At 35.5% G+C, this 20,538-nt stretch carries 17 protein-coding genes; 8 read left to right on the forward strand and 9 right to left on the reverse strand.

Annotation, left to right across the window (positions count from 1 at the left end):
• The first annotated feature begins 114 nt into the window (after positions 1 to 114).
• On the forward strand, positions 115 to 888 hold the full coding sequence (locus GXM16_RS21830; protein ID WP_163396617.1) for a TlpA family protein disulfide reductase: 774 nt from the start codon (positions 115 to 117) through the stop codon (positions 886 to 888).
• A gap of 184 nt (positions 889 to 1,072) precedes the next feature.
• Positions 1,073 to 2,692, forward strand: a complete 1,620-nt coding sequence (locus GXM16_RS21835) for an ABC-F family ATP-binding cassette domain-containing protein (protein WP_163396618.1) — start codon at positions 1,073 to 1,075, stop codon at positions 2,690 to 2,692.
• A gap of 47 nt (positions 2,693 to 2,739) precedes the next feature.
• Here GXM16_RS21835 and GXM16_RS22710 read toward each other — a convergent pair whose 3' ends face one another.
• From GXM16_RS22710 to GXM16_RS21860, 6 genes are all read right to left on the reverse strand, one after another.
• Positions 2,740 to 2,910 carry a hypothetical protein gene (locus GXM16_RS22710; RefSeq protein WP_167519884.1) on the reverse strand — a complete coding sequence of 57 codons (171 nt, stop codon included), beginning with the start codon at positions 2,908 to 2,910 and terminating at the stop codon, positions 2,740 to 2,742.
• A gap of 94 nt (positions 2,911 to 3,004) precedes the next feature.
• Positions 3,005 to 3,571, reverse strand: coding sequence for a class I SAM-dependent methyltransferase (locus GXM16_RS21840; RefSeq protein WP_229684204.1), 567 nt, complete (start codon positions 3,569 to 3,571; stop codon positions 3,005 to 3,007).
• Positions 3,572 to 3,674: 103 nt separating this feature from the next.
• The gene (locus GXM16_RS21845; RefSeq protein ID WP_163396619.1) at positions 3,675 to 4,070 is read right to left on the reverse strand and encodes a hypothetical protein; all 396 of its coding nucleotides are present in this window, start codon (positions 4,068 to 4,070) and stop codon (positions 3,675 to 3,677) included.
• 41 nt (positions 4,071 to 4,111) lie between these two features.
• Positions 4,112 to 4,705 (reverse strand): dihydrofolate reductase family protein, encoded by a 594-nt coding sequence (locus GXM16_RS21850; protein WP_163396620.1) that lies wholly within the window; start codon positions 4,703 to 4,705, stop codon positions 4,112 to 4,114.
• 187 nt (positions 4,706 to 4,892) lie between these two features.
• Positions 4,893 to 5,780, reverse strand: coding sequence for a hypothetical protein (locus GXM16_RS21855; protein ID WP_163396621.1), 888 nt, complete (start codon positions 5,778 to 5,780; stop codon positions 4,893 to 4,895).
• Entirely contained in the window at positions 5,773 to 6,795 is a 1,023-nt protein-coding gene (locus GXM16_RS21860; protein WP_163396622.1) for a hypothetical protein, read from the reverse strand. The genes GXM16_RS21855 and GXM16_RS21860 overlap by 8 nt, the downstream gene beginning before the upstream one ends.
• A gap of 261 nt (positions 6,796 to 7,056) precedes the next feature.
• On the opposite strand from GXM16_RS21860, the gene pyrR reads away from it, so the two are divergent.
• From pyrR to GXM16_RS21890, 6 genes are all read left to right on the forward strand, one after another.
• Entirely contained in the window at positions 7,057 to 7,596 is a 540-nt protein-coding gene (gene pyrR, locus GXM16_RS21865) for a bifunctional pyr operon transcriptional regulator/uracil phosphoribosyltransferase PyrR (protein WP_163396623.1), read from the forward strand.
• Between the two features lie 81 nt (positions 7,597 to 7,677).
• Positions 7,678 to 8,604 carry an aspartate carbamoyltransferase catalytic subunit gene (locus GXM16_RS21870; protein WP_160373111.1) on the forward strand — a complete coding sequence of 309 codons (927 nt, stop codon included), beginning with the start codon at positions 7,678 to 7,680 and terminating at the stop codon, positions 8,602 to 8,604.
• A gap of 139 nt (positions 8,605 to 8,743) precedes the next feature.
• The gene (locus GXM16_RS21875) at positions 8,744 to 9,076 is read left to right on the forward strand and encodes a ribonuclease Z (RefSeq protein ID WP_163396624.1); all 333 of its coding nucleotides are present in this window, start codon (positions 8,744 to 8,746) and stop codon (positions 9,074 to 9,076) included.
• A gap of 102 nt (positions 9,077 to 9,178) precedes the next feature.
• Positions 9,179 to 10,084, forward strand: a complete 906-nt coding sequence (locus GXM16_RS21880; RefSeq protein WP_163396625.1) for a ribonuclease Z — start codon at positions 9,179 to 9,181, stop codon at positions 10,082 to 10,084.
• Positions 10,085 to 10,179: 95 nt separating this feature from the next.
• On the forward strand, positions 10,180 to 10,824 hold the full coding sequence (gene pdxH, locus GXM16_RS21885) for a pyridoxamine 5'-phosphate oxidase (protein WP_163396626.1): 645 nt from the start codon (positions 10,180 to 10,182) through the stop codon (positions 10,822 to 10,824).
• Between the two features lie 160 nt (positions 10,825 to 10,984).
• Positions 10,985 to 11,482, forward strand: coding sequence for a CAP domain-containing protein (locus GXM16_RS21890; RefSeq protein WP_163396627.1), 498 nt, complete (start codon positions 10,985 to 10,987; stop codon positions 11,480 to 11,482).
• Between the two features lie 131 nt (positions 11,483 to 11,613).
• Here the strand turns inward: GXM16_RS21890 and GXM16_RS21895 are convergent, their stop codons facing one another.
• The 3 genes from GXM16_RS21895 to GXM16_RS21905 form a co-directional block, all read right to left on the reverse strand.
• Positions 11,614 to 13,539 carry an OmpA family protein gene (locus GXM16_RS21895; protein WP_163396628.1) on the reverse strand — a complete coding sequence of 642 codons (1,926 nt, stop codon included), beginning with the start codon at positions 13,537 to 13,539 and terminating at the stop codon, positions 11,614 to 11,616.
• Between the two features lie 10 nt (positions 13,540 to 13,549).
• A complete protein-coding gene (locus tag GXM16_RS21900) occupies positions 13,550 to 14,467 on the reverse strand; it encodes a PorP/SprF family type IX secretion system membrane protein (protein WP_163396629.1) in 918 nt (305 codons plus the stop codon).
• A 149-nt stretch (positions 14,468 to 14,616) separates the two neighbouring features.
• A partial coding sequence (locus tag GXM16_RS21905; protein WP_163396630.1) for a T9SS type B sorting domain-containing protein occupies positions 14,617 to 20,538 on the reverse strand: 5,922 nt, incomplete at its 5' end.

Below are 20,538 nucleotides of genomic sequence, written 5' to 3' on the forward strand. Positions count from 1 at the left end.
TGCGAGGAACGAGGCAATCTCAGTTGCAGAATCAATAATTTGCTAAATCTGCAGAATCTGCGGGAAACATTAATTTTGCGTACTTTTGAGCCTAAAATTATCGATTAAAATTTCATGCAAAAATCAATTACACTTATAATCACACTTCTAATTTTTACTTTTTGTTCAGCCCAAAATAAATTCGGCAATCCCGAGGTTGATCCAATCCAAATTCAAAAGAATTTCAGCGAATGGTCAGCCTATCAAAATAAAAAACTCATGCTTTCCAGAGATTTCACTGCCTTTGATCTTCTTTCAAAAGAAATCTCAAAAGAAGCTTTCTTAAATCAGCTAGTAAACGGAAATCTAATCCCAATCCGATTAAAATCAGCTGATTCAGTTTACAATTATAAATTATTCAAAATTCTTCCAAAATCAGATACCAGTATAAAAGCCACAATCAATCAGCAGGCTTTTGATGCATTGCACAATTTTAAAATGGAAGGAACTCCTTTTCCTAAATTTTCATTCAAAGATTTAGACGGAAATGTAGTTTCAAATGAATCCATGAAAGGAAAAATCATCGTAATCAAATGCTGGTATATTCACTGTGCAGCCTGTATCAAAGAATTTCCCCAGGTCAACGCATTAGTTTCAAAATACAAAGACAGAAAAGACATTGTTTTTATAAGCCTTGCCGAAGATACGCCTGAGCAATTAAAAACATTTTTAGCAAGAAAACCATTGTCGTATTCAGTGATTCCAAACATGAAAGAATACATGAATGAAACGCTGCAGTTGAACGCGTTCCCAACACATTTTATTCTCAATAAAGAAGGTGTGATTAAAAAAGTAGTTTCCAATTTCGAAAGCCTCGAAGTCGCTTTAGACAAAGAAAGTAAGTTGTAAAAGGTTAGATGATAGATGTTAGATGTGAAAATTTAGATATTTTTTTATTTTAAATTAAATAACATTTTGCCTTTTACAGGTCACATTTCACCATTAACATTTCACATCTTACAATTCAAAAAGCATCTTTGCAACTCTGAACCTTTTTCCTTACTTTTGCACCAAATTAAATAAAAAGACATTCATGTTAACAGTCAATAATTTATCAGTACAATTTGGCAAACGAGTTTTGTTTGACGAAGTAAATACTACATTCACACACGGAAATATTTACGGCGTTATTGGAGCAAATGGTGCTGGAAAATCAACTTTCCTTAAAATCATTTCGGGCGATATGGACCCAACTTCCGGTCATATACATTTAGAACCGGGAAAACGTATGTCGGTTTTGAACCAGAACCACAACATGTTTGATGAGCATACTGTTTTGGAAACCGTTTTGATGGGAAATAAAGTGTTGTACGCTGTTAAAAAAGAAATGGATGAGCTTTATTTAGACTACAATGATAAAAATGCAGACAGAATAGGGGAGCTTCAGGTTCAGTTTGAAGAAATGAACGGCTGGAATGCCGATTCTGATGCTGCAGCGATGTTGTCTAACTTAGGAATCACAGAAGCAGATCATTATACTTTAATGGCTGATATGGAAGGAAAAATGAAAGTTCGTGTGCTTTTGGCGCAGGCACTTTTCGGAAATCCTGATGTATTGATTATGGATGAGCCTACCAACGATTTGGATTTCGAGACTATCGCCTGGTTAGAAAACTTCTTGGCAAACTACGAAAATACTGTAATTGTAGTATCTCACGACCGTCACTTTTTAGATGCGGTTTGTACTCATATTTCGGATATTGATTTCGGAAAAATCAATCACTATTCAGGAAACTATACGTTTTGGTACGAGTCGAGCCAATTAGCGGCGAAACAACGTGCACAGCAAAACAAAAAAGCAGAAGAAAAGAAACAGGAGCTTGAAGAATTTATTCGTCGTTTTAGTGCGAACGTGGCGAAATCTAAGCAAGCTACTTCCCGTAAAAAAATGATTTCTAAATTAAATATTGCCGAAATCAAACCATCCAGCCGTCGTTACCCTGCGATTATCTTCGATCAGGATCGTGAAGCCGGAGATCAGATTTTGAATGTACAAAACTTATCTGCTTCTGTAGATGGAGAAGTTTTATTCAAAGATGTAGATTTGAATATGGCAAAAGGCGATAAAATCGTGTTGTTCTCTAAAGATTCACGTGCTACAACAGCTTTCTACGAAATCTTAAACGGAGAACAAAAAGCAGACTCAGGATCTTTTGATTGGGGAATTACAACTAACCAGGCCTATTTACCGGCTGAAAATCATAAATACTTCGAAAACGATTTGACTTTAGTGGATTGGTTACGTCAATACGCAAAAACAGAAGAAGAGCGTGATGAGGTGTTTATTAGAGGTTTCTTAGGGAAAATGATTTTCTCCGGAGAAGAAGCTTTAAAAACTTCAAGAGTTTTATCAGGAGGAGAAAAAGTACGTTGTATGTTATCCAGAATGATGATGGAGCGCGCTAATATTTTGATGCTAGACGAGCCAACAAACCATTTAGATCTTGAGTCGATTACAGCTTTCAACAACTCATTGAAAAACTTTAAAGGTTCTGTAATCTTTACCACACATGACCACGAGTTTGCACAGACTGTTGGTAACAGAATTGTAGAATTGACACCAAACGGAGTAATCGACCGTTACATGACATTTGACGAATATCTTGATGATGAAAAGATTCAGGAGCAAAGAAAGAAGATGTACAATCTTTAATAAAAAACAAAATGCCCGTTATGAGAATAGCGGGCATTTTTTATGTTTTACCTTTTGAAGACCTTGGCAAAGATCCAGATAATGATCACGATTATAAAAACCACAATAAAGATTCCGACACCCATTCCGGCTTTAAAAATATCTCCAACTAATTCGCAGCTTGTAAATGAAAATAGTATAAACAATACCATTAACAATCTTGTAATTTTATTTTGCATGATTTTATGTTTTAAATTGCTTTAATAAAATTACTTAAGAAACGGAGAAATCTTTTATATAATTTTTGTGAAATGTTTTATGATTTGGATTGTTTTAGAGAATTCCATTCTTTGCAATTAATATAGTATGGATTTCTGCATCTTCACATTTAGGATAATTAACTTCGAACAATTTTATAATTTTAAAATTATTTTGAATAAGAGTAGTTTTTAAATTTTCTAAAGTATGATAATAAAAGTAAGTACGGTCTCCTGAGCTTCCGGAAATAAAGCCTGATTTAGAAGATTCGCCTTCTACAAAACTTAAGTACAAAATTCCATTTTGAGTAAGAATTTGTGCAGCATCACGAATTAGTTTCGAACAATCTGATTCGGATAAATAGGGTAAACAAAACCCGCACATAATGGAATCAAACTTTACATTTAACTCATTCAGTTTTCGGGTGTCCATTATTTTAAAATCAGCGGTAGGATTGTTTTTCTGAGCTAATTCAATCATTTTTGGTGCAATGTCAATACCTGTGATTTTTAAGTCAGGTCTTTTAGATAACAAATATTTGGTAATATTTCCAGGCCCACATCCAATTTCAAATACTTTCTGATGATCTTTTAAAAGGCTGCAAAAAAAATCATAAGTTTCATCATAGATACTTAGATTCATGAATTTGTCCTCGTAGAGATTTGCAATTTTGTTTCAGGTTTCAAAAGTTTCTTTGTATTTATCCATAATTGTTTTAGATTGAATTTTAACCTCTGAAAAGTTTCTATTTTTCTCTTATCATTTTTATTTCGATAAAAACAATTCCAGCTATTACTATTATTTCTCCTAAAAAGTAAGCTACACCAAATATAGTTATGCTTTTGCAATTGTAAAACATAATCCCGATTGTCAAAATACAATAAAGGATATTGGCAGTGCAGATAATTTTTAAAAAGGATTTCCAATGGCTGTTTACTAAGAAATAGCAGGAAACAGAATAGATTGAAAATACCAGAGCTAAAGCAGCAAGAAATTCCAAAGTGTTTTTTGATAAACCAAAGAAGTCATTAAAAGTACGAAGAACGAAAAAAATCAATAAAGTAGTAAGTAAAGCACCAAAACAATCTAACAGAAAGATGTTTTTAGGTTTTGTTATGAACCGTTGGATACTTTCTTTCATACAGTTTTTTTGATGATATAAACTAGTTTTGGTGAATACTTTTAATCGTGAATAATTCCAGTCTTCACTTCTCCAGATCGTTTGTAACTAACAGCAATTACACCGCTTGGTGTAACGGTACTTTCAATTAACGTAAATGCTGAAGGAATTGCACCATCATCAAACAATTTTTTCCCTTTACCCAAAAGTATAGGATAAATTAAAAGTCCAAGTTCATCAACCAAATCATGCTGAAGCAAAAGCTGAACAAGTGTAGCGCTTCCCCAGACTTTTATATCGCCGCCTTCTGAATTTTTGAGTTTTTGGATGTCTTCTATTGTGGAAAGGAATTCTGTGTTCTCCCAATCAGAGTTTTTTCTCGTTGTCGATAAAACATATTTCGAAACTTCATTAATTCCCGGCCAGCCATCTGCATGTTTAGGCCAATAGTCTTCAAAAATATCAAATGTTTTTCTGCCCAACAAAATATCTGCAGGTTCCATTTGTTTTTGCATAACTTTGCCGTATTCTTCATCTCCAAAAGGCGCTACCCAGCCTCCATATTCAAAACCGCCTGATGTATCTTCTTCTGGACCACCCGGTGCCTGCATGACGCCATCGATTGTAATCATGGATAGGACGATTATTTTTCTCATGATGTTTGATGTTTTTTGTTTTACTCAAATATAAGGAAAAACTGAAGAAAATTATTTTGTATAAGGAGTGATATATGCTTTACTGGCATGGAAAGAATTTACTAGCTATCGTTATGTATATCTGAGAGATCAGGATTGGTGGTTGTAGTTTTATCTTTTCGAAATTATTAAATATTGTACTTCTTAGTTATTTGGTTTTATCGAAATCATTTTTTATTATTTCAAATAAAATAATTGATATCCAGTTAATACCGTGATTGATTAATGGTTTAAAAAACAAATCAGGAAACAACAAATTAGTTGATTCTAAATTTGATTGCCATGAACCTTTAGCATTGTGAAAAAATCTATTTCTAATTTCGATCATAAAATCATAAAATACAATGAATTTTACTTCGATGCTTTCGTTTTCTATAGGTTGTCCAACAATTTTATTTTTTAATTTATCAAGGTAGATTTTATAATATAATGGGCGAATTTCTTCAATATCAATCAAGTGTAGGTTAATCAATAAGTTTGATTTGTAGAAGTCTTCTTCATGGAAAGTTTCAGAAACAAATCGTTTAAAGAAAGCTAGTTCTCCATCTTTATCTTTACCAAAAAATGCTTGCAGTTCACTGTAGGTTTTATTGTAATCCTTATTTTTGGAAACATACATTAAAGGAATGGAGTAGCTAATGCCTTCTATTATTCGATATAAGTAAAAAAAAGATTCCAAATATCGGTTATCGTGAGCGGCAATTAAACATTTTAATAGTTCAACTTCAATAGAATCATAGAATTTTTTATTATTTCTTGCTGTTTTAAAATATTTATCTAAATCTTTAATTTTTATTTCCTCTGGAAAATTGTTTAATATAGTTTTACTACTCAATTTATTGTTTTCTTCAAAAGGAAATGTGGTAAAGTTATTTCTGAATTTATAAATTATATTTTTATATTCATCCTCACAATTTATCGTTCCTGAAATTAGTCTAAAAATTCTCAAAATAGAATTTCCATTTTCAATTCTTAAATTTTGACTTAAACTATTTTCTCTAAAAATAATATCATGATATTTATAACGACTAATCATTTGTTAAATCGCTAAAATATTCCAATAATTCAAGACGCCCGAAGTTACTAAGCTTTGAGTAATTTTTAAAATAGTCAAATGAAAGTTCTCGACGTAATTTCCCCATTTTTATTTTGGACGGATTAAAATCAGTAAAGGCTTGGTCAAACAATTTTATGGCTTCCTCAAATTCTTCAATAGTTAGTGCTAATATCGCTTTTGATGAATACTTCATTCCAACAGCAAATCCTACTAAATTGTTTGCTTGTTTCAGCCATTTTAATGAAGTTGCACTTTTCTGGAATTTGGCTAAGGCATTTATTACATTTTCAAAAGTTGTATCACTGTCAACAGGTTCAGTTGAGATTATTTTGCTAACAATCAATTCATCCATTTTATCCTGTATTATTTTTTGATTGTCAACCATTGGGCTGTTTGCCATATATGCTAGATAAGCTTGAACTAAATCAGATTTATTAAACGAATTCATTTTAATTTTATCACCTCTTTCTTTTTCTGTTTGGACTTCAATACCTAATTTATCAAAGTTAAAAACATTTGCCATCATTACTTCAACCTGATGTCTTGGTGTCATTGGTTTTTGCCCATTATTTAAAGTAATCATGCGGTATAATAATTTATCAATATTATCGCAGAATATAATGTTTAAATAAAGCTTTTTTGTTAAATCGATTTTTTTAGAATCTGCAACTCTGTTTAAAGTGTTTAATCTTTGTATTCCGTCAAGAACAAATGAAGTGCTATAGTTTTTATTAAAAAAACTAATAACGTCAGTTGTATTAGATTTTCGAGTTATTTCATTATTAACATATGCTATCGTTATTGGAGGCATAATGCATCCGTTTTCAATATCTCTTTCTAATTTTTCGTAAAACTTTTTATCCTGTAACTTCCTTTGAAATTCAGTTTTGCTAATAAGGGGTACAAGTTTTTCAAGAGCATCTTTATATGTTATTGATCCGTTCGCAACTACCCCGTCGATTACGGAGTCGAAATCTTTATCGTATATATTCATAATTTGAATTATTAGTTAATTTTAAAAAAAATTACACTTAAAATAAGTAATTAATTTCAATGCTAAAATATATTTTTATACCAAATAGACCTATAAAAAGTAAGAATTTATTTTTAAAATAACATAGCAATGAGAGTCATAAAATTTGAATCTCAAATTCAAACATTTCCTACAAATTCAAAAAAAATATTTCCCAACCCAACACCCCAACAAATAAATTCCAATTCCGTATATTTGCGCAACCAAACATTACACTTAATTATGAGCCAAAAAGTATTACTTAATGCAAAAGAAGTTACTATCATACTCCATCGTTTGGCTTGTCAGTTAATCGAAAAACATCTTGATTTCTCCGATACTATTTTAATCGGAATTCAGCCAAGAGGTGTTTTTTTGGCAGAACGTTTAAAGCAAATTTTAGAAAGCGAATACAAAACACCGGAGATTTCTTTGGGTTATCTGGATATTACTTTCTTTAGAGACGATTTCCGCAGAACCGATAAACCTTTGGAAGCCAATAAAACTCAGATTAATTTTATAGTCGAAAACAAAAAAGTCATTTTTATCGATGATGTGTTGTTTACGGGAAGAAGTATTCGTTCAGCTTTAACAGCGATTCAGTCTTTCGGGAGACCTTCAGAAATTGAATTACTGGTGTTAATCGACAGACGTTTTAGTCGTAATTTGCCAATTCAGCCCGATTATCGAGGTCGTCAGGTAGATGCTATCAATGGAGAAAAAGTTAAGGTAAGCTGGAAAGAAAATGACGGTGAAGATGTGGTTTACTTAGTGACAAATTAGTTGAATTATAAAATCGTTTAATTGTTTAATCGCAAACGAAACGATTAAACAATTCAACAAATAAACATATAAACAAACACAATGAAAGAATTAAGCGTAAATCATTTATTAGGAATAAAATATATCAACGAAAATGATATTAACCTGATTTTTGAAACGGCAGATCATTTTAAAGAAGTCATTAACAGGCCAATTAAAAAAGTTCCTTCATTACGAGATATTACCATTGCTAATATTTTCTTCGAAAACAGTACCAGAACCAAGCTCTCTTTCGAATTAGCACAGAAACGTTTATCTGCTGATGTGATTAGTTTTTCTGCAGCACAGTCATCGGTTAAAAAAGGAGAAACGCTTATTGATACTGTAAATAATATCCTTTCGATGAAAGTGGATATGGTTGTCATGCGCCACTCCAATCCCGGAGCGGCTTATTTTTTATCCAAAAATGTTAAAGCCAGTATCGTAAACGCAGGCGATGGTGCGCACGAACACCCAACTCAGGCGTTACTCGACAGTTATTCAATCAGAGAAAAACTGGGCGATGTAGCCGGAAAAAAAGTGGTAATTGTTGGAGATATTCTGCATTCGAGAGTAGCATTGTCTAATATTTATGCTTTGCAGATGCAGGGAGCTGAGGTAAAAGTCTGCGGACCAAAAACACTGATTCCAAGATATATTGAATCTTTAGGAGTTACGGTTGAACCGAATTTGCGTAAGGCTTTAGAATGGTGTGATGTTGCCAACATGCTTCGTGTGCAAAACGAACGTATGGATGTGAATTTCTTCCCTTCAACGCGTGAATACGCACAGCAATATGGAGTCGATAAACCGCTTTTGGATTCGCTAGGGAAAGAAATCGTAATCATGCACCCGGGACCAATCAACAGAGGAGTCGAAATCACTTCTGAAGTGGCGGATTCCAATCATTCTGTGATTTTGAATCAAGTGGAGAATGGTGTAGCGATAAGAATGGCGGTTATTTATCTTTTGGCTTCTAAGATTCAATAAAATTTTGTTTCAAGTTTAATGTTTCAAGTTTCTCAGCGAACGTTTAAACTTGAAACCTGAAACTTGAAACAACAAAGAAAAACTTTGTACCTTTGCCTTCAGAAATATCAATTTTTATATAAGCCCCACAAATTATAAAATGAAAGTAGATCAAAAAGGACATACCGTTACGATTAAAGATACTCAGGGAGATTTTAAATCTTTCCTTGAGAAAGTGACGCAGCAGTTTAAAACCTTTGAAAAACAAAATATCATTATCGATTTAACTTCGGATTCCAATTTATCTGAAAATGATTTGAAGCTTTTTTTACCGCTTTCCAAACAGCAGAAAAAAGCAAAAAAATCATTTGTAATTGTAGCCCAAGAACTTGATTTCAATGCTATTTCTGATAAACTGACCGTTGTACCTTCTCTTTTGGAAGCGCATGATATTATCGAAATGGAAGAAATCGAAAGAGATTTAGGCTTCTAAAATTGTTTTTTTATTTATTCGTTTATTTGTTTAATCGATTTTTTATCTACTTTTAGCCCTTGGCGATTAAACGATTTACCCAATAAACGAATAGATATAAAATTGAAGTTAACCATACTTGGCTGCTATGCGGCGACTCCCAGAACAATTACAAACCCTACTTCGCAGGTTTTAGAGATTAAGAACAGACTGTTTTTGATTGACTGTGGCGAAGGAACCCAGGTTCAGCTTCGGAAAAATAAGATTAAATTTTCAAAAATTAATCACATTTTTATTTCGCATCTTCACGGAGACCATCTTTACGGATTAATTGGAACTGTTTCGACTTTTTCCCTTTTGGGAAGAACTACCGATTTGCATATTTATGGGCCAAAGGGAATTAAAGAACTCATTCTTCTTCAATTGAAACTGACTGAATCGTGGACAACTTATAGTTTGTTTTTTCATGAATTAGAATCAAAAGAAAGTGAAATTATTTTTGAAGATAAGAAAGTTGTAGTGAAGACGATTCCGTTAAAACATCGTGTTTATACCAATGGTTATCTCTTTACGGAAAAACCCGACGAAAGAAAATTAAATGTTGAAGCGGTTGAGCGTCATAATATTCATGTTGCTTATTATCAGAAAATAAAAAATGGTGGAGATATTACGCTTGATGACGGAACTGTAATCGAAAACGAAAAACTGACTTTTGATCCAATTCCGCCAAAAAGTTATGCTTTTTGTTCGGATACTGTTTACAATGAAAACATTATTCCGATTATTGAAAATGTTGATGTTTTGTATCACGAATCTACTTTTTTAGAATCCGAAGCGATTTTGGCTGAAAAAACATTGCATTCAACAGCGAAAGAAGCCGCAACAATAGCTTTAAAAGCAAATGCAAAGCAATTGGTATTAGGGCATTATTCAACAAGATACGAAGGGATTGATCCGTTTAAAGAAGAAGCTGAAACCGTTTTTCCAAATGTACTTTTGGGAGACGATGGGGTTTCTTTTGAATTTTAGCTGTGTAAAAAGTGAAAAGTAAAATGTAATATGTGTTTCGGTTGTACGTATTTTACATTTCACATCTTACAATTAACTTGTAACAAAAAACAAAAATGAATGATTTAAGTAATTATAGAAGGTCTTACGAAAAAAGTGAATTATTGGAAACTTCTATTCCCGAAGATCCAATTAATCTTTTTAACCGATGGTTTCATGAAGTAGAAGATTTTGGCGGAAGCGGTGAAGTCAATGCAATGACTGTTTCTACTATTGGATTAGATGGTTTCCCAAAATCAAGAGTGGTTTTATTAAAGAAATTCTCTGAAGAAGGATTTATTTTTTATACCAATTATAATTCGGAAAAAGGAAAAGCAATAGCAGCAAATCCGCATGTATGCTTGTCTTTTTTCTGGCAGGAAATGGAACGCCAGGTCATTATAAAAGGTATTGCCCAGAAAACTTCTGAAATCATATCAGACAATTATTTCGACTCACGTCCTGACGGAAGTAAATTGGGAGCGGTAGTTTCGAATCAGAGTGAGGTGATTCCATCAAGATCTTTTTTAGAAGAAAATTTAAAAAAGCTGGAAAATGCTTATGAAGGCAAATCGATTGCAAGACCGGAACATTGGGGTGGATATTTAGTCACTCCGTTAGAAGTAGAATTTTGGCAGGGAAGAGCTAATAGACTACATGACCGGATATCTTATAAAAGTCAGCCAGATTTTAGTTGGAGCATTCACCGATTATCGCCTTAATTGTAAGTTTTGTATTATAAATAAAAAATAAAAGTGCATTTCATCGATTAAATTTGTCATTTAAACGATAATTTTGTTTTTTTGAAGTGTAAATTAATAACGTTCCAAAATATTAAACGGATTTGTCCCAAATTCTGCTTGTATTTAACCTAATTATTTTATGAAGAAATTGCTTCAGACAATGTTGCTTTTGGCTGTTGTCTATATTTTTGGTTCTTGTTCATCAGATTCAGTTGAAAGCAGTAATGTTTCTAAATCTGAACTTGTGACAGAGTATAATTACAATGTTTCTGAAATAGAAGTGTTGCAGTTAATAAACGAATATCGTGTGAGTATAGGATTGAATAGTTTAGTAACAGTCAATCACATCTCTTTTAAATCAGAGGAACACGATAATTATATGATTACAAATAAAGTTGTAAATCATAATAATTTTGTAGCCCGTTCAGAGAACATTATTGCTGTTCTGGGTGCTAAAAAAGTAGGAGAAAATGTTGCATATAACTATCAAACCGCTGAAGGTGTTTTAAAAGCATGGTTAGATAGCCCAACCCATAAACAAAATATCGAAGGAGATTATACTCATTTTGGTATTGCTGTTAAAATTGATGCAGAAACCGGTAAAAAATATTATACCAATATTTTTGCAAAAATTTGAAAAGAGAGTTAGTATTCAGGTTTAGTTATTAAGTCGTTGTAAAGTTCATAATATTTACAACGACTTATTTTTTTAAAAAAAAAGCTACCCCGAAAGGTAGCTGAGGTGAATTGGTTTTTGGTGTTTTAATTTTATAAAGCCGTAATAATAAATTCGCTGCGTCTGTTTTCCTGATGTTTTTCTTCGCTACATTTTACATTATCAGAACATTCGTTTACAAGTTGTGTTTCGCCGTAGCCTCTGCCGGTCAAGCGATTTTTTGCTACACCATTTGTAATTAGCCATTCGATGGTTGATTTTGCTCTTCTGTCTGACAAAGATTCATTATATTTATGACTTGCCCGGCTGTCTGTATGAGAACGGATATCAAGTTTCATTTTAGGATTTTGATTTAGTACGTCTAATATTTTTTCTAAATCCAAAGCAGCTTCTTCTCTGATGTTAGATTTGTCAAGGTCAAAATAAATCATTTTTATACCGAAGCATTTTCCTAAATCATCCCCGATGGTGACTTTGCATTTAGCACTTTCTAAAGCTATCGGAAGATTTGTTTTGCCAGTTTTATCAGGAATTTCAATGCTTACTTCTTTGGTATTATATTCCGGTTTTTCTGCCCTTACATAATACGTTTCTTTACATTCGACTTTAAAATTATAATTTCCTGTGTCATCAGCATAGATGGTGCTTTTCAGATTTAATTCCCGGTCATATAAACTAACTTTTGCTCCAGGCAAAATCATTCCGGTAGCTTCATCTGTAATAAGACCGTATAATTCCTGAGTACATTTTAGTCTTCTGGTTTCTAAAAATTTATAGATATCATCAGAACCACGACCGCCATCTTTGTTGGAGCTAAAATAACCTTCTCTTGTTGCTGTATCAATTGTATAAGCAAAATCATCTTTAGGAGAATTGATGTCGGCACCCAGATTCTCGATATCGCTAATGCTTCCGTCAGGATCAATCTGGCCGACAAAAACATCCAGTCCTCCAAGTCCGGGATGGCCGTCTGAGGCAAAGTAAATTTCGTTTTCATTACCGACATACGGAAATGTTTCTTTGCCTTCGGTATTGATTGATTTGCCTAAGTTCTGTGGTTTACTATAGTCACCATTTTCATTGATGCTAACTTTAAATATATCAGACTGGCCAATACTTCCGGGCATATCAGAAGCAAAATATAAAGTTTTTTCATCAGGACTAAGTGCAGGATGAGCAGTACTGTAATTGTTGCTGCTGAAGGGAAGTTCTCTAATATTAGCCCATTTGCCATTTTCAAGAGTTGCTTTGTATATTTTGATAAAAGTAATTTTGTCTTCATTTTTTCCTTTTTTTCCATCTAAATAATTATTACGTGTGAAATAAATTGTTTTTCCGTCTTTTGTAAGCACTGGAGAAGATTCATGGAATTTAGTATTCAATGCGGTTCTAAATTTTTTTACTCTGGCAGAATCAACATCTGTAACATATAAATTGGTAAAATATTCGCCTGTCCATTTGTGTTTGCGCTGTGAAAAATTACCGGTATCCCTGGCCGATGCAAAATAGATTTTATTATTGGACACAAAAGTGCTATAGTCAGAATATTGGGAGTTGATTCCGGCATCTTCAATGTTATAACGACCTGAATTGGCTTTAATCTTATCAAGGTAATTTATATTTTCTTTATAAAGGTTACCACGGTTGTCATTCGGATATTGAGAGTTAAATTCGTTAAGGATTTTATTAGCCTGATCCGTTTGTCCTGTTGATTTTAGGGACTGGGCATATCTGTAATAAAACTCAGGTTCAGGATTTTTATTCATGGCAAATAACGCTCCGTACCATTTTGCAGCCCCTTCAAAATCGGAATTAAAATAATAGGCATTTCCCAGTTTTTTAAACATATCTTCAGACTTGTATCCTTTCCTGGCTACTCTTTCATAAGTTTTTATAGCATCAATATAAGCATAGCCATCGTATTTTTTATCAGCAGCGTTCACTTTCGATTGTTGGGCATAACATTTGAATGAAAAAACACTTATCATTGTGAAGCAAAGGAGTATAAACTTTTTCATAATAACAATTTTAGAAGAAACGAGGAGTTGTTATTTTACCATTTTTAGTAAAGAATTCATAACGCAGGAATATTTCATGGGATCCTGAATTATAGTTGTTTAAGTTGGTGGTTTCACGATCATAGCCATATCCGAGATAAAGACCGTCAGTAATCTGAAATCCAATCATAGCGCTTAATGAAGCACTCCATCTGTAAGCAACACCCACTACAAGTTTGTCGATAAACATAAAATTGGATGATACATCTACTTGTAGTGGGGCCCCTTCTACCATTTTAGTTAATAAAGCTGGTTTGAATCTTATATACTGGTACTTGTCCAGATCAAAAACATAACCGGCAATGAAATAATAATTGATTTTATCTTTATAAATAGCAATATCATTGTCGTTATAACGATTGGTTTCAATAAAATTCGGTACGGATAAACCTATATAGGCTTTATCAGAATGCCAGTAAACTCCTGCGCCGACATTAGGAGAAAATTTATTGTCAAAATCCTGAAATTGTGGATCTCCTGCAACATCCGGATTTAGTTTATTAACATCAAGATTGAACATGTTTGCTGTTCCTTTAATACCAAAAGACAATTTAAAATCAGCCGATGTCTGTACAGTATAAGAAATATCAACAGAGAAGTTGGTTTCATTTGTAGGGCCAATTTTGTCATTGACCAAAGAGCCGCCTATACCTAAATTACTATTGTTTATTGGTGTATTGACAGACAGGCATCCTGTTTCGGGAGCACCATCTAATCCGACCCATTGTGTACGGTATAAGCCGAAAACGCTTAAAGCTCCCCGGGAACCTGCATAAGCAGGATTAACGTTTATGGTATTGTACATGTATTGCGTAAATTGAGCATCTTGTTGTGCAAAACTTACCAAGGATACAAGCATAAGGGCGAAGGAAAATAATTTTGTTCTCATAGTAGCTATTTTTTTGCAATTATTACTAATGATTTTTATCAATGAAAATCCTTAACAATAAGCCCTTTATTTACTTACTCAAACAAGGATTTTTTTCTTAATTATTAGTAATTCGGTGTAAATGGTTTACACCGAACTACAAATGGTGTTTATTTTGACAAATAAAGAAAACCGTCTTTTTTATTAGACTGAAGGTTGTTATTACCATCTAAAGATTTGTAAGTGATAATGTAGAAATAGGTTCCTGTAGGCAGCCCTTCAGATTGTTTAATAGTCGTTCTGCCTCTTGAAGTTCCGTCAAAAGCGTTGGTGGTGTTATTGTAATTTGTAGTTTCAAATACCAATATTCCCCAGCGGTTATAGATTTCTACAGTATTTGCAGGATAACAAGTTGTTAGATCAATATTGTCAATTTTGAAAAAATCATTGATACCGTCACCATTAGGAGAGAAAGCATTATGTACTAATACATTCTCGCAGGCTAACACTCTGCAGTCATCATTTACAAGTAAGTTCAATGAAACACTTTTTGGACAATCTTCATTAGTTGTTTTATATTCAAAAGTATAACTGCCTAATGCCAGACCCAAAATATTCAGGATACTTCCTTGTAATGCATTTGTACCATTTGTATCGGTCCAGACTCCTGTTGTAGAAATGTTTTCCGGTAATAAGCTGGATAAGTTGAGAGGAGATGAATCAGCGTTACAGGCCTCGCCATTAAGGTTGATAATAACATTTTCAGGTTGTGTGATAGTCACGGTAGCTGTGGCTGAACAAACCTGGTTGTTATTGTTTACCGATGATGTTGCTGTAAGTGTGTAGACTCCGGCGCGTAAATTAGTATTACCAACCACTTCATTGTTTTGATTTCTGATGACAACTACAGAACCCGGGCTGCTAGTTACTAAAATAGAGCCGTTACTGCCTTCAAAGCAGGTAACATTCGAAGCTGTTCCCATTACTGAAATTTTATTTTCAACAGTAAAGGTTTGTACCAGTTCAGTTTTGTTACCTGCACAATCTGTTAAGGTATAAGTTCTGGTTAAGACATATGCATTTCCATCACAGCCGCTTCCTCCATTGTTCGAATCAGTTATCGAGATGTTTACGCTCTCGCTGCAATTATCTGCTGCATCTATTATATCTTGTGGGCTTCCGGCAGGTATATTGGCAATACTTTGTAAATTAGCAACACTCGCAGGTGCAGTTCCTGTAGGTGCAGTTGTGTCTCTTACTGTTATAATTTGAAAATGAGAAACTGTATTTCCGCTACAGTCACTTGTTGACCATATACGTGTTAGAGTGTAATTTGTAGGACATTCATTTTGAATGTTGCTTTTTGTTTCAGAAAAAACAACTGGCAAATTACTATTGCAATTATCAAAAGCTTCTAATGCCGCAGGTTCAGGAACTGCATCACAGGAAACGGTAACATCTGAAGGAAGATTTCCTGTAAACATTGGTATGGTTGTATCTTCGATAGTGATTACTTGTGTAAAAGTTTCAGAAGTGTTGCCACAATCGTCTTTTACCGTCCAGGTATTGGTATAGGTTCCGGAATTTCCACAACCTTCAGAAGCCATGAACTGACCGCTTACTTTTACGATATTGGACACATCGACATCACAAAGATCTGAAGCTACCGGGAACATTGCCTGAGCGTTTGCTAATCCTGAAGTGTCGCTACATTGCAGAGTCATATTCAAAGAAGCCATTTCAGTTGCCCAAGTTGGAGCAGTAGTATCTTCGATAGTGATTATTTGTGTGAAAGTTTCAGAAGTGTTTCCACAATCGTCTTTTACAGTCCAGGTATTGGTATAGGTTCCGGAATTTCCGCATCCTTCAGAAGCCATGAATTGACCGCTTACTTTTACGATATTGGACACATCGGCATCACAAAGATCAGAAGCTGTTGGGAATAATGCTTGTGCCAAAGCTAATCCTGCTGTATCGCTGCATTGAAGAGTTATATTCAAAGCATTTATTTCAGTAGCCCACATCGGAGCAGTAGTATCTTCGATAGTGATTATTTGCGTGAAAGTCTCAGAAGTATTGCCACAATCGTCTTTTACCGTCCAGGTATTGGTATAGGTTCCGGAATTTCCGCATCCTTCAGAAGCCATGAATTGACCGCTTACTTTTACGATATTGGACACATCGGCATCACAAAGATCAGAAGCTGTTGGGAATAATGCTTGTGCCAAAGCTAATCCTGCTGTATCGCTGCATTGAAGAGTTATATTCAAAGCATTTATTTCAGTAGCCCACATCGGAGCAGTAGTATCTTCGATTGTAATTATTTGTGTGAAAGTCTCGGAAGTGTTTCCACAATCGTCTTTTACAGTCCAGGTATTGGTATAGGTTCCGGAATTTCCACAACCTTCAGAAGCCATAAACTGACCGCTTACTTTTATGATATTGGATATATCGGCATCACAAAGATCAGAAGCTGTTGGGAATAATGCTTGTGCCAAAGCCAAACCTGCTGTATCGCTGCATTGCAGAGTTACATTTAAAGAAGCTGCAGCAGTTGTCCACATGGGAGCAGTAGTATCTTCGATAGTGATTATTTGCGTGAAAGTCTCAGAAGTATTGCCACAATCGTCTTTTACCGTCCAGGTGTTGGTATAGGTTCCGGCATTGGAACAGCCTTCAGAAGCCATAAACTGACCGCTTACTTTTATGATATTGGATATATCGGCATCACAAAGATCAGAAGCTGTTGGGAATAATGCTTGTGCCAAAGCCAAACCTGCTGTATCGCTGCATTGCAGAGTCACATTCAAAGAAGCCGTTTCAGTAGCCCATGTAGGAGCTGTGGTGTCTTCGATTGTAATTATTTGTGTGAAAGTCTCGGAAGTGTTTCCACAATCGTCTTTTACAGTCCAGGTATTGGTATAGGTTCCGGAATTTCCACAACCTTCAGAAGCCATGAACTGACCGCTTACTTTTACAATATTGGACACATCGGCATCACAAAGGTCAGAAGCTACTGGGAACATTGCCTGAGCGTTTGCTAATCCTGAAAGATCGCTGCATTGTAAGGTCATATTCAAAGAAGCCGTTTCAGTAGCCCATGTAGGAGCTGTGGTGTCTTCGATAGTGATTATTTGAGTAAAAGTATCGGTAACATTTCCGCAATCATCTTTTGCTATCCAGCTATTAGTGTAAGTCCCGGCATTGGCACAACCTTGAGAAGCTGCGAATTCACCACTGGTTTTAATATAAGTAACTATCGTACAATTTGCAGTTGCAGTTGGAGCCTGATTTTGAGCAGCTGTTAATCCAGTTGTATCGCTGCATTGTAGAGTAACATTTAAAGTTCCTGCCTGTGTAATCCATGTAGGGGCTGCATTATCTTCAATGGTAATTACTTGTGTAAAAACAGTTGAAGTGTTTTGACAAGTATCTATAGCTATCCAGGTATTTGTATAAGTTCCTGTACTTCCACAGTTCCCTTTTTCTAATTCTCCGCTTGTTTTGATATACGTTACGATTCCTCCGCAATTATCAGTTGCCATTGGAGCTGTTGCCTGAGCTGTTGCTAAACCAGATGTGTCGCTGCATTGTAAAGTCACATTCAACGAAGCTGCAGCCGTTGACCACATCGGAGCCGTAGTATCTTCGATAGTGATTACCTGAGTAAAAGTGGTTGAAGAATTGTTGCAGACATCTTTGGCAATCCAGGTATTAGTGTAAGTTCCGGAATTAACACAGGAACCTGCTACAAAGCTTCCGCTTGTTTTGGTGTAAGTCACAGTTCCTCCACAATTATCAGTTGCTATTGGAGCTGCTGCCTGAGCTGTTGCCAAACCAGATGTGTCGCTGCATTGCAAAGTCACATTCAACGAAGCTGCAGCCGTTGACCACATCGGAGCCGTTGTATCTTCGATAGTGATTACCTGAGTAAAAGTGGTTGAAGAATTGTTGCAGACATCTTTGGCAATCCAGGTATTAGTGTAAGTTCCGGAATTAACACAGGAACCTGCTACAAAGCTTCCGCTTGTTTTGGTATAAGTCACAGTTCCTCCACAATTATCAGTTGCTATTGGAGCTGCTGCCTGAGCTGTTGCCAGACCTGATGTGTCGCTACATTGCAAAGTCACATTTAAGGAAGCTGCAGTGGTTGTCCACATTGGAGCCGTTGTATCTTCGATAGTGATTACCTGAGTAAAAGTGGTTGAAGAATTGTTGCAGACATCTTTGGCAATCCAGGTATTAGTGTAAGTTCCGGAATTAACACAGGAACCTGCTACAAAGCTTCCGCTTGTTTTGGTGTAAGTCACAGTTCCTCCACAATTATCAGTTGCTATTGGAGCTGCTGCCTGAGCTGTTGCCAGACCTGATGTGTCGCTGCATTGCAAAGTCACATTCAACGAAGCTGCAGCCGTTGACCACATCGGAGCCGTTGTATCTTCGATAGTGATTACCTGAGTAAAAGTGGTTGAAGAATTGTTGCAGACATCTTTGGCAATCCAGGTATTAGTGTAAGTTCCGGAATTAACACAGGAACCTGCTACAAAGCTTCCGCTTGTTTTGGTATAAGTCACAGTTCCTCCACAATTATCAGTTGCTATTGGAGCTGCTGCCTGAGCTGTTGCCAAACCAGATGTGTCGCTGCATTGTAAACTCACATTCAACGAAGCTGCAGCCGTTGTCCACATTGGAGCCGTTGTATCTTCGATAGTGATTACCTGAGTAAAAGTGGTTGAAGAATTGTTGCAGACATCTTTGGCAATCCAGGTATTGGTATAAGTTCCGGAATTAACACAGGAACCTGCTACAAAGCTTCCGCTTGTTTTGGTATAAGTCACAGTTCCTCCACAATTATCAGTTGCTATTGGAGCTGCTGACTGAGCTGTTGCCAGACCTGATGTGTCGCTGCATTGTAAAGTCACATTCAACGAAGCTGCAGCCGTTGACCACATCGGAGCCGTAGTATCTTCGATAGTGATTACCTGAGTAAAAGTGGTTGAAGAATTGTTGCAGACATCTTTGGCAATCCATGTATTAGTGTAAGTTCCGGAATTAACGCAGGAACCTGCTACAAAGCTTCCGCTTGTTTTGGTGTAAGTCACAGTTCCTCCACAATTATCAGTTGCTATTGGAGCTGCTGCCTGAGCTGTTGCCAAACCAGATGTGTCGCTGCATTGCAAAGTCACATTCAACGAAGCTGCAGCCGTTGACCACATCGGAGCCGTTGTATCTTCGATAGTGATTACCTGAGTAAAAGTGGTTGAAGAATTGTTGCAGACATCTTTGGCAATCCAGGTATTGGTATAAGTTCCGGAATTAACGCAGGAGCCTGCTACAAAGCTTCCGCTTGTTTTGGTGTAAGTTACAGTTCCTCCACAATTATCAGTTGCTATTGGAGCTGCTGCCTGAGCTGTTGCCAAACCAGATGTGTCGCTACATTGTAAAGTCACATTCAACGAAGCTGCAGCCGTTGTCCACATTGGAGCCGTTGTATCTTCAATAGTGATTACCTGAGTAAAAGTGGTTGAAGAATTGTTGCAGACATCTTTGGCAATCCATGTATTAGTGTAAGTTCCGGAATTAACGCAGGAACCTGCTACAAAGCTTCCGCTTGTTTTGGTGTAAGTTACAGTTCCTCCACAATTATCAGTTGCTATTGGAGCTGCTGCCTGAGCTGTTGCCAGACCTGATGTGTCGCTACATTGCAAAGTCACATTTAAGGAAGCTGCAGTGGTTGTCCACATTGGAGCAGTAGTATCTTCGATAGTGATTACCTGAGTAAAAGTGGTTGAAGAATTGTTGCAGACATCTTTGGCAATCCAGGTATTAGTGTAAGTTCCGGAATTAACACAGGAACCTGCTACAAAGCTTCCGCTTGTTTTGGTATAAGTCACAGTTCCTCCACAATTATCAGTTGCTATTGGAGCTGCTGCCTGAGCTGTTGCCAAACCAGATGTGTCGCTGCATTGTAAAGTCACATTTAAGGAAGCTGCAGCCGTTGACCACATCGGAGCCGTAGTATCTTCGATAGTGATTACCTGAGTAAAAGTGGTTGAAGAATTGTTGCAGACATCTTTGGCAATCCAGGTATT

It is taken from the genome of Flavobacterium limi, assembly GCF_010645075.1.
Classification (GTDB): domain Bacteria; phylum Bacteroidota; class Bacteroidia; order Flavobacteriales; family Flavobacteriaceae; genus Flavobacterium; species Flavobacterium limi.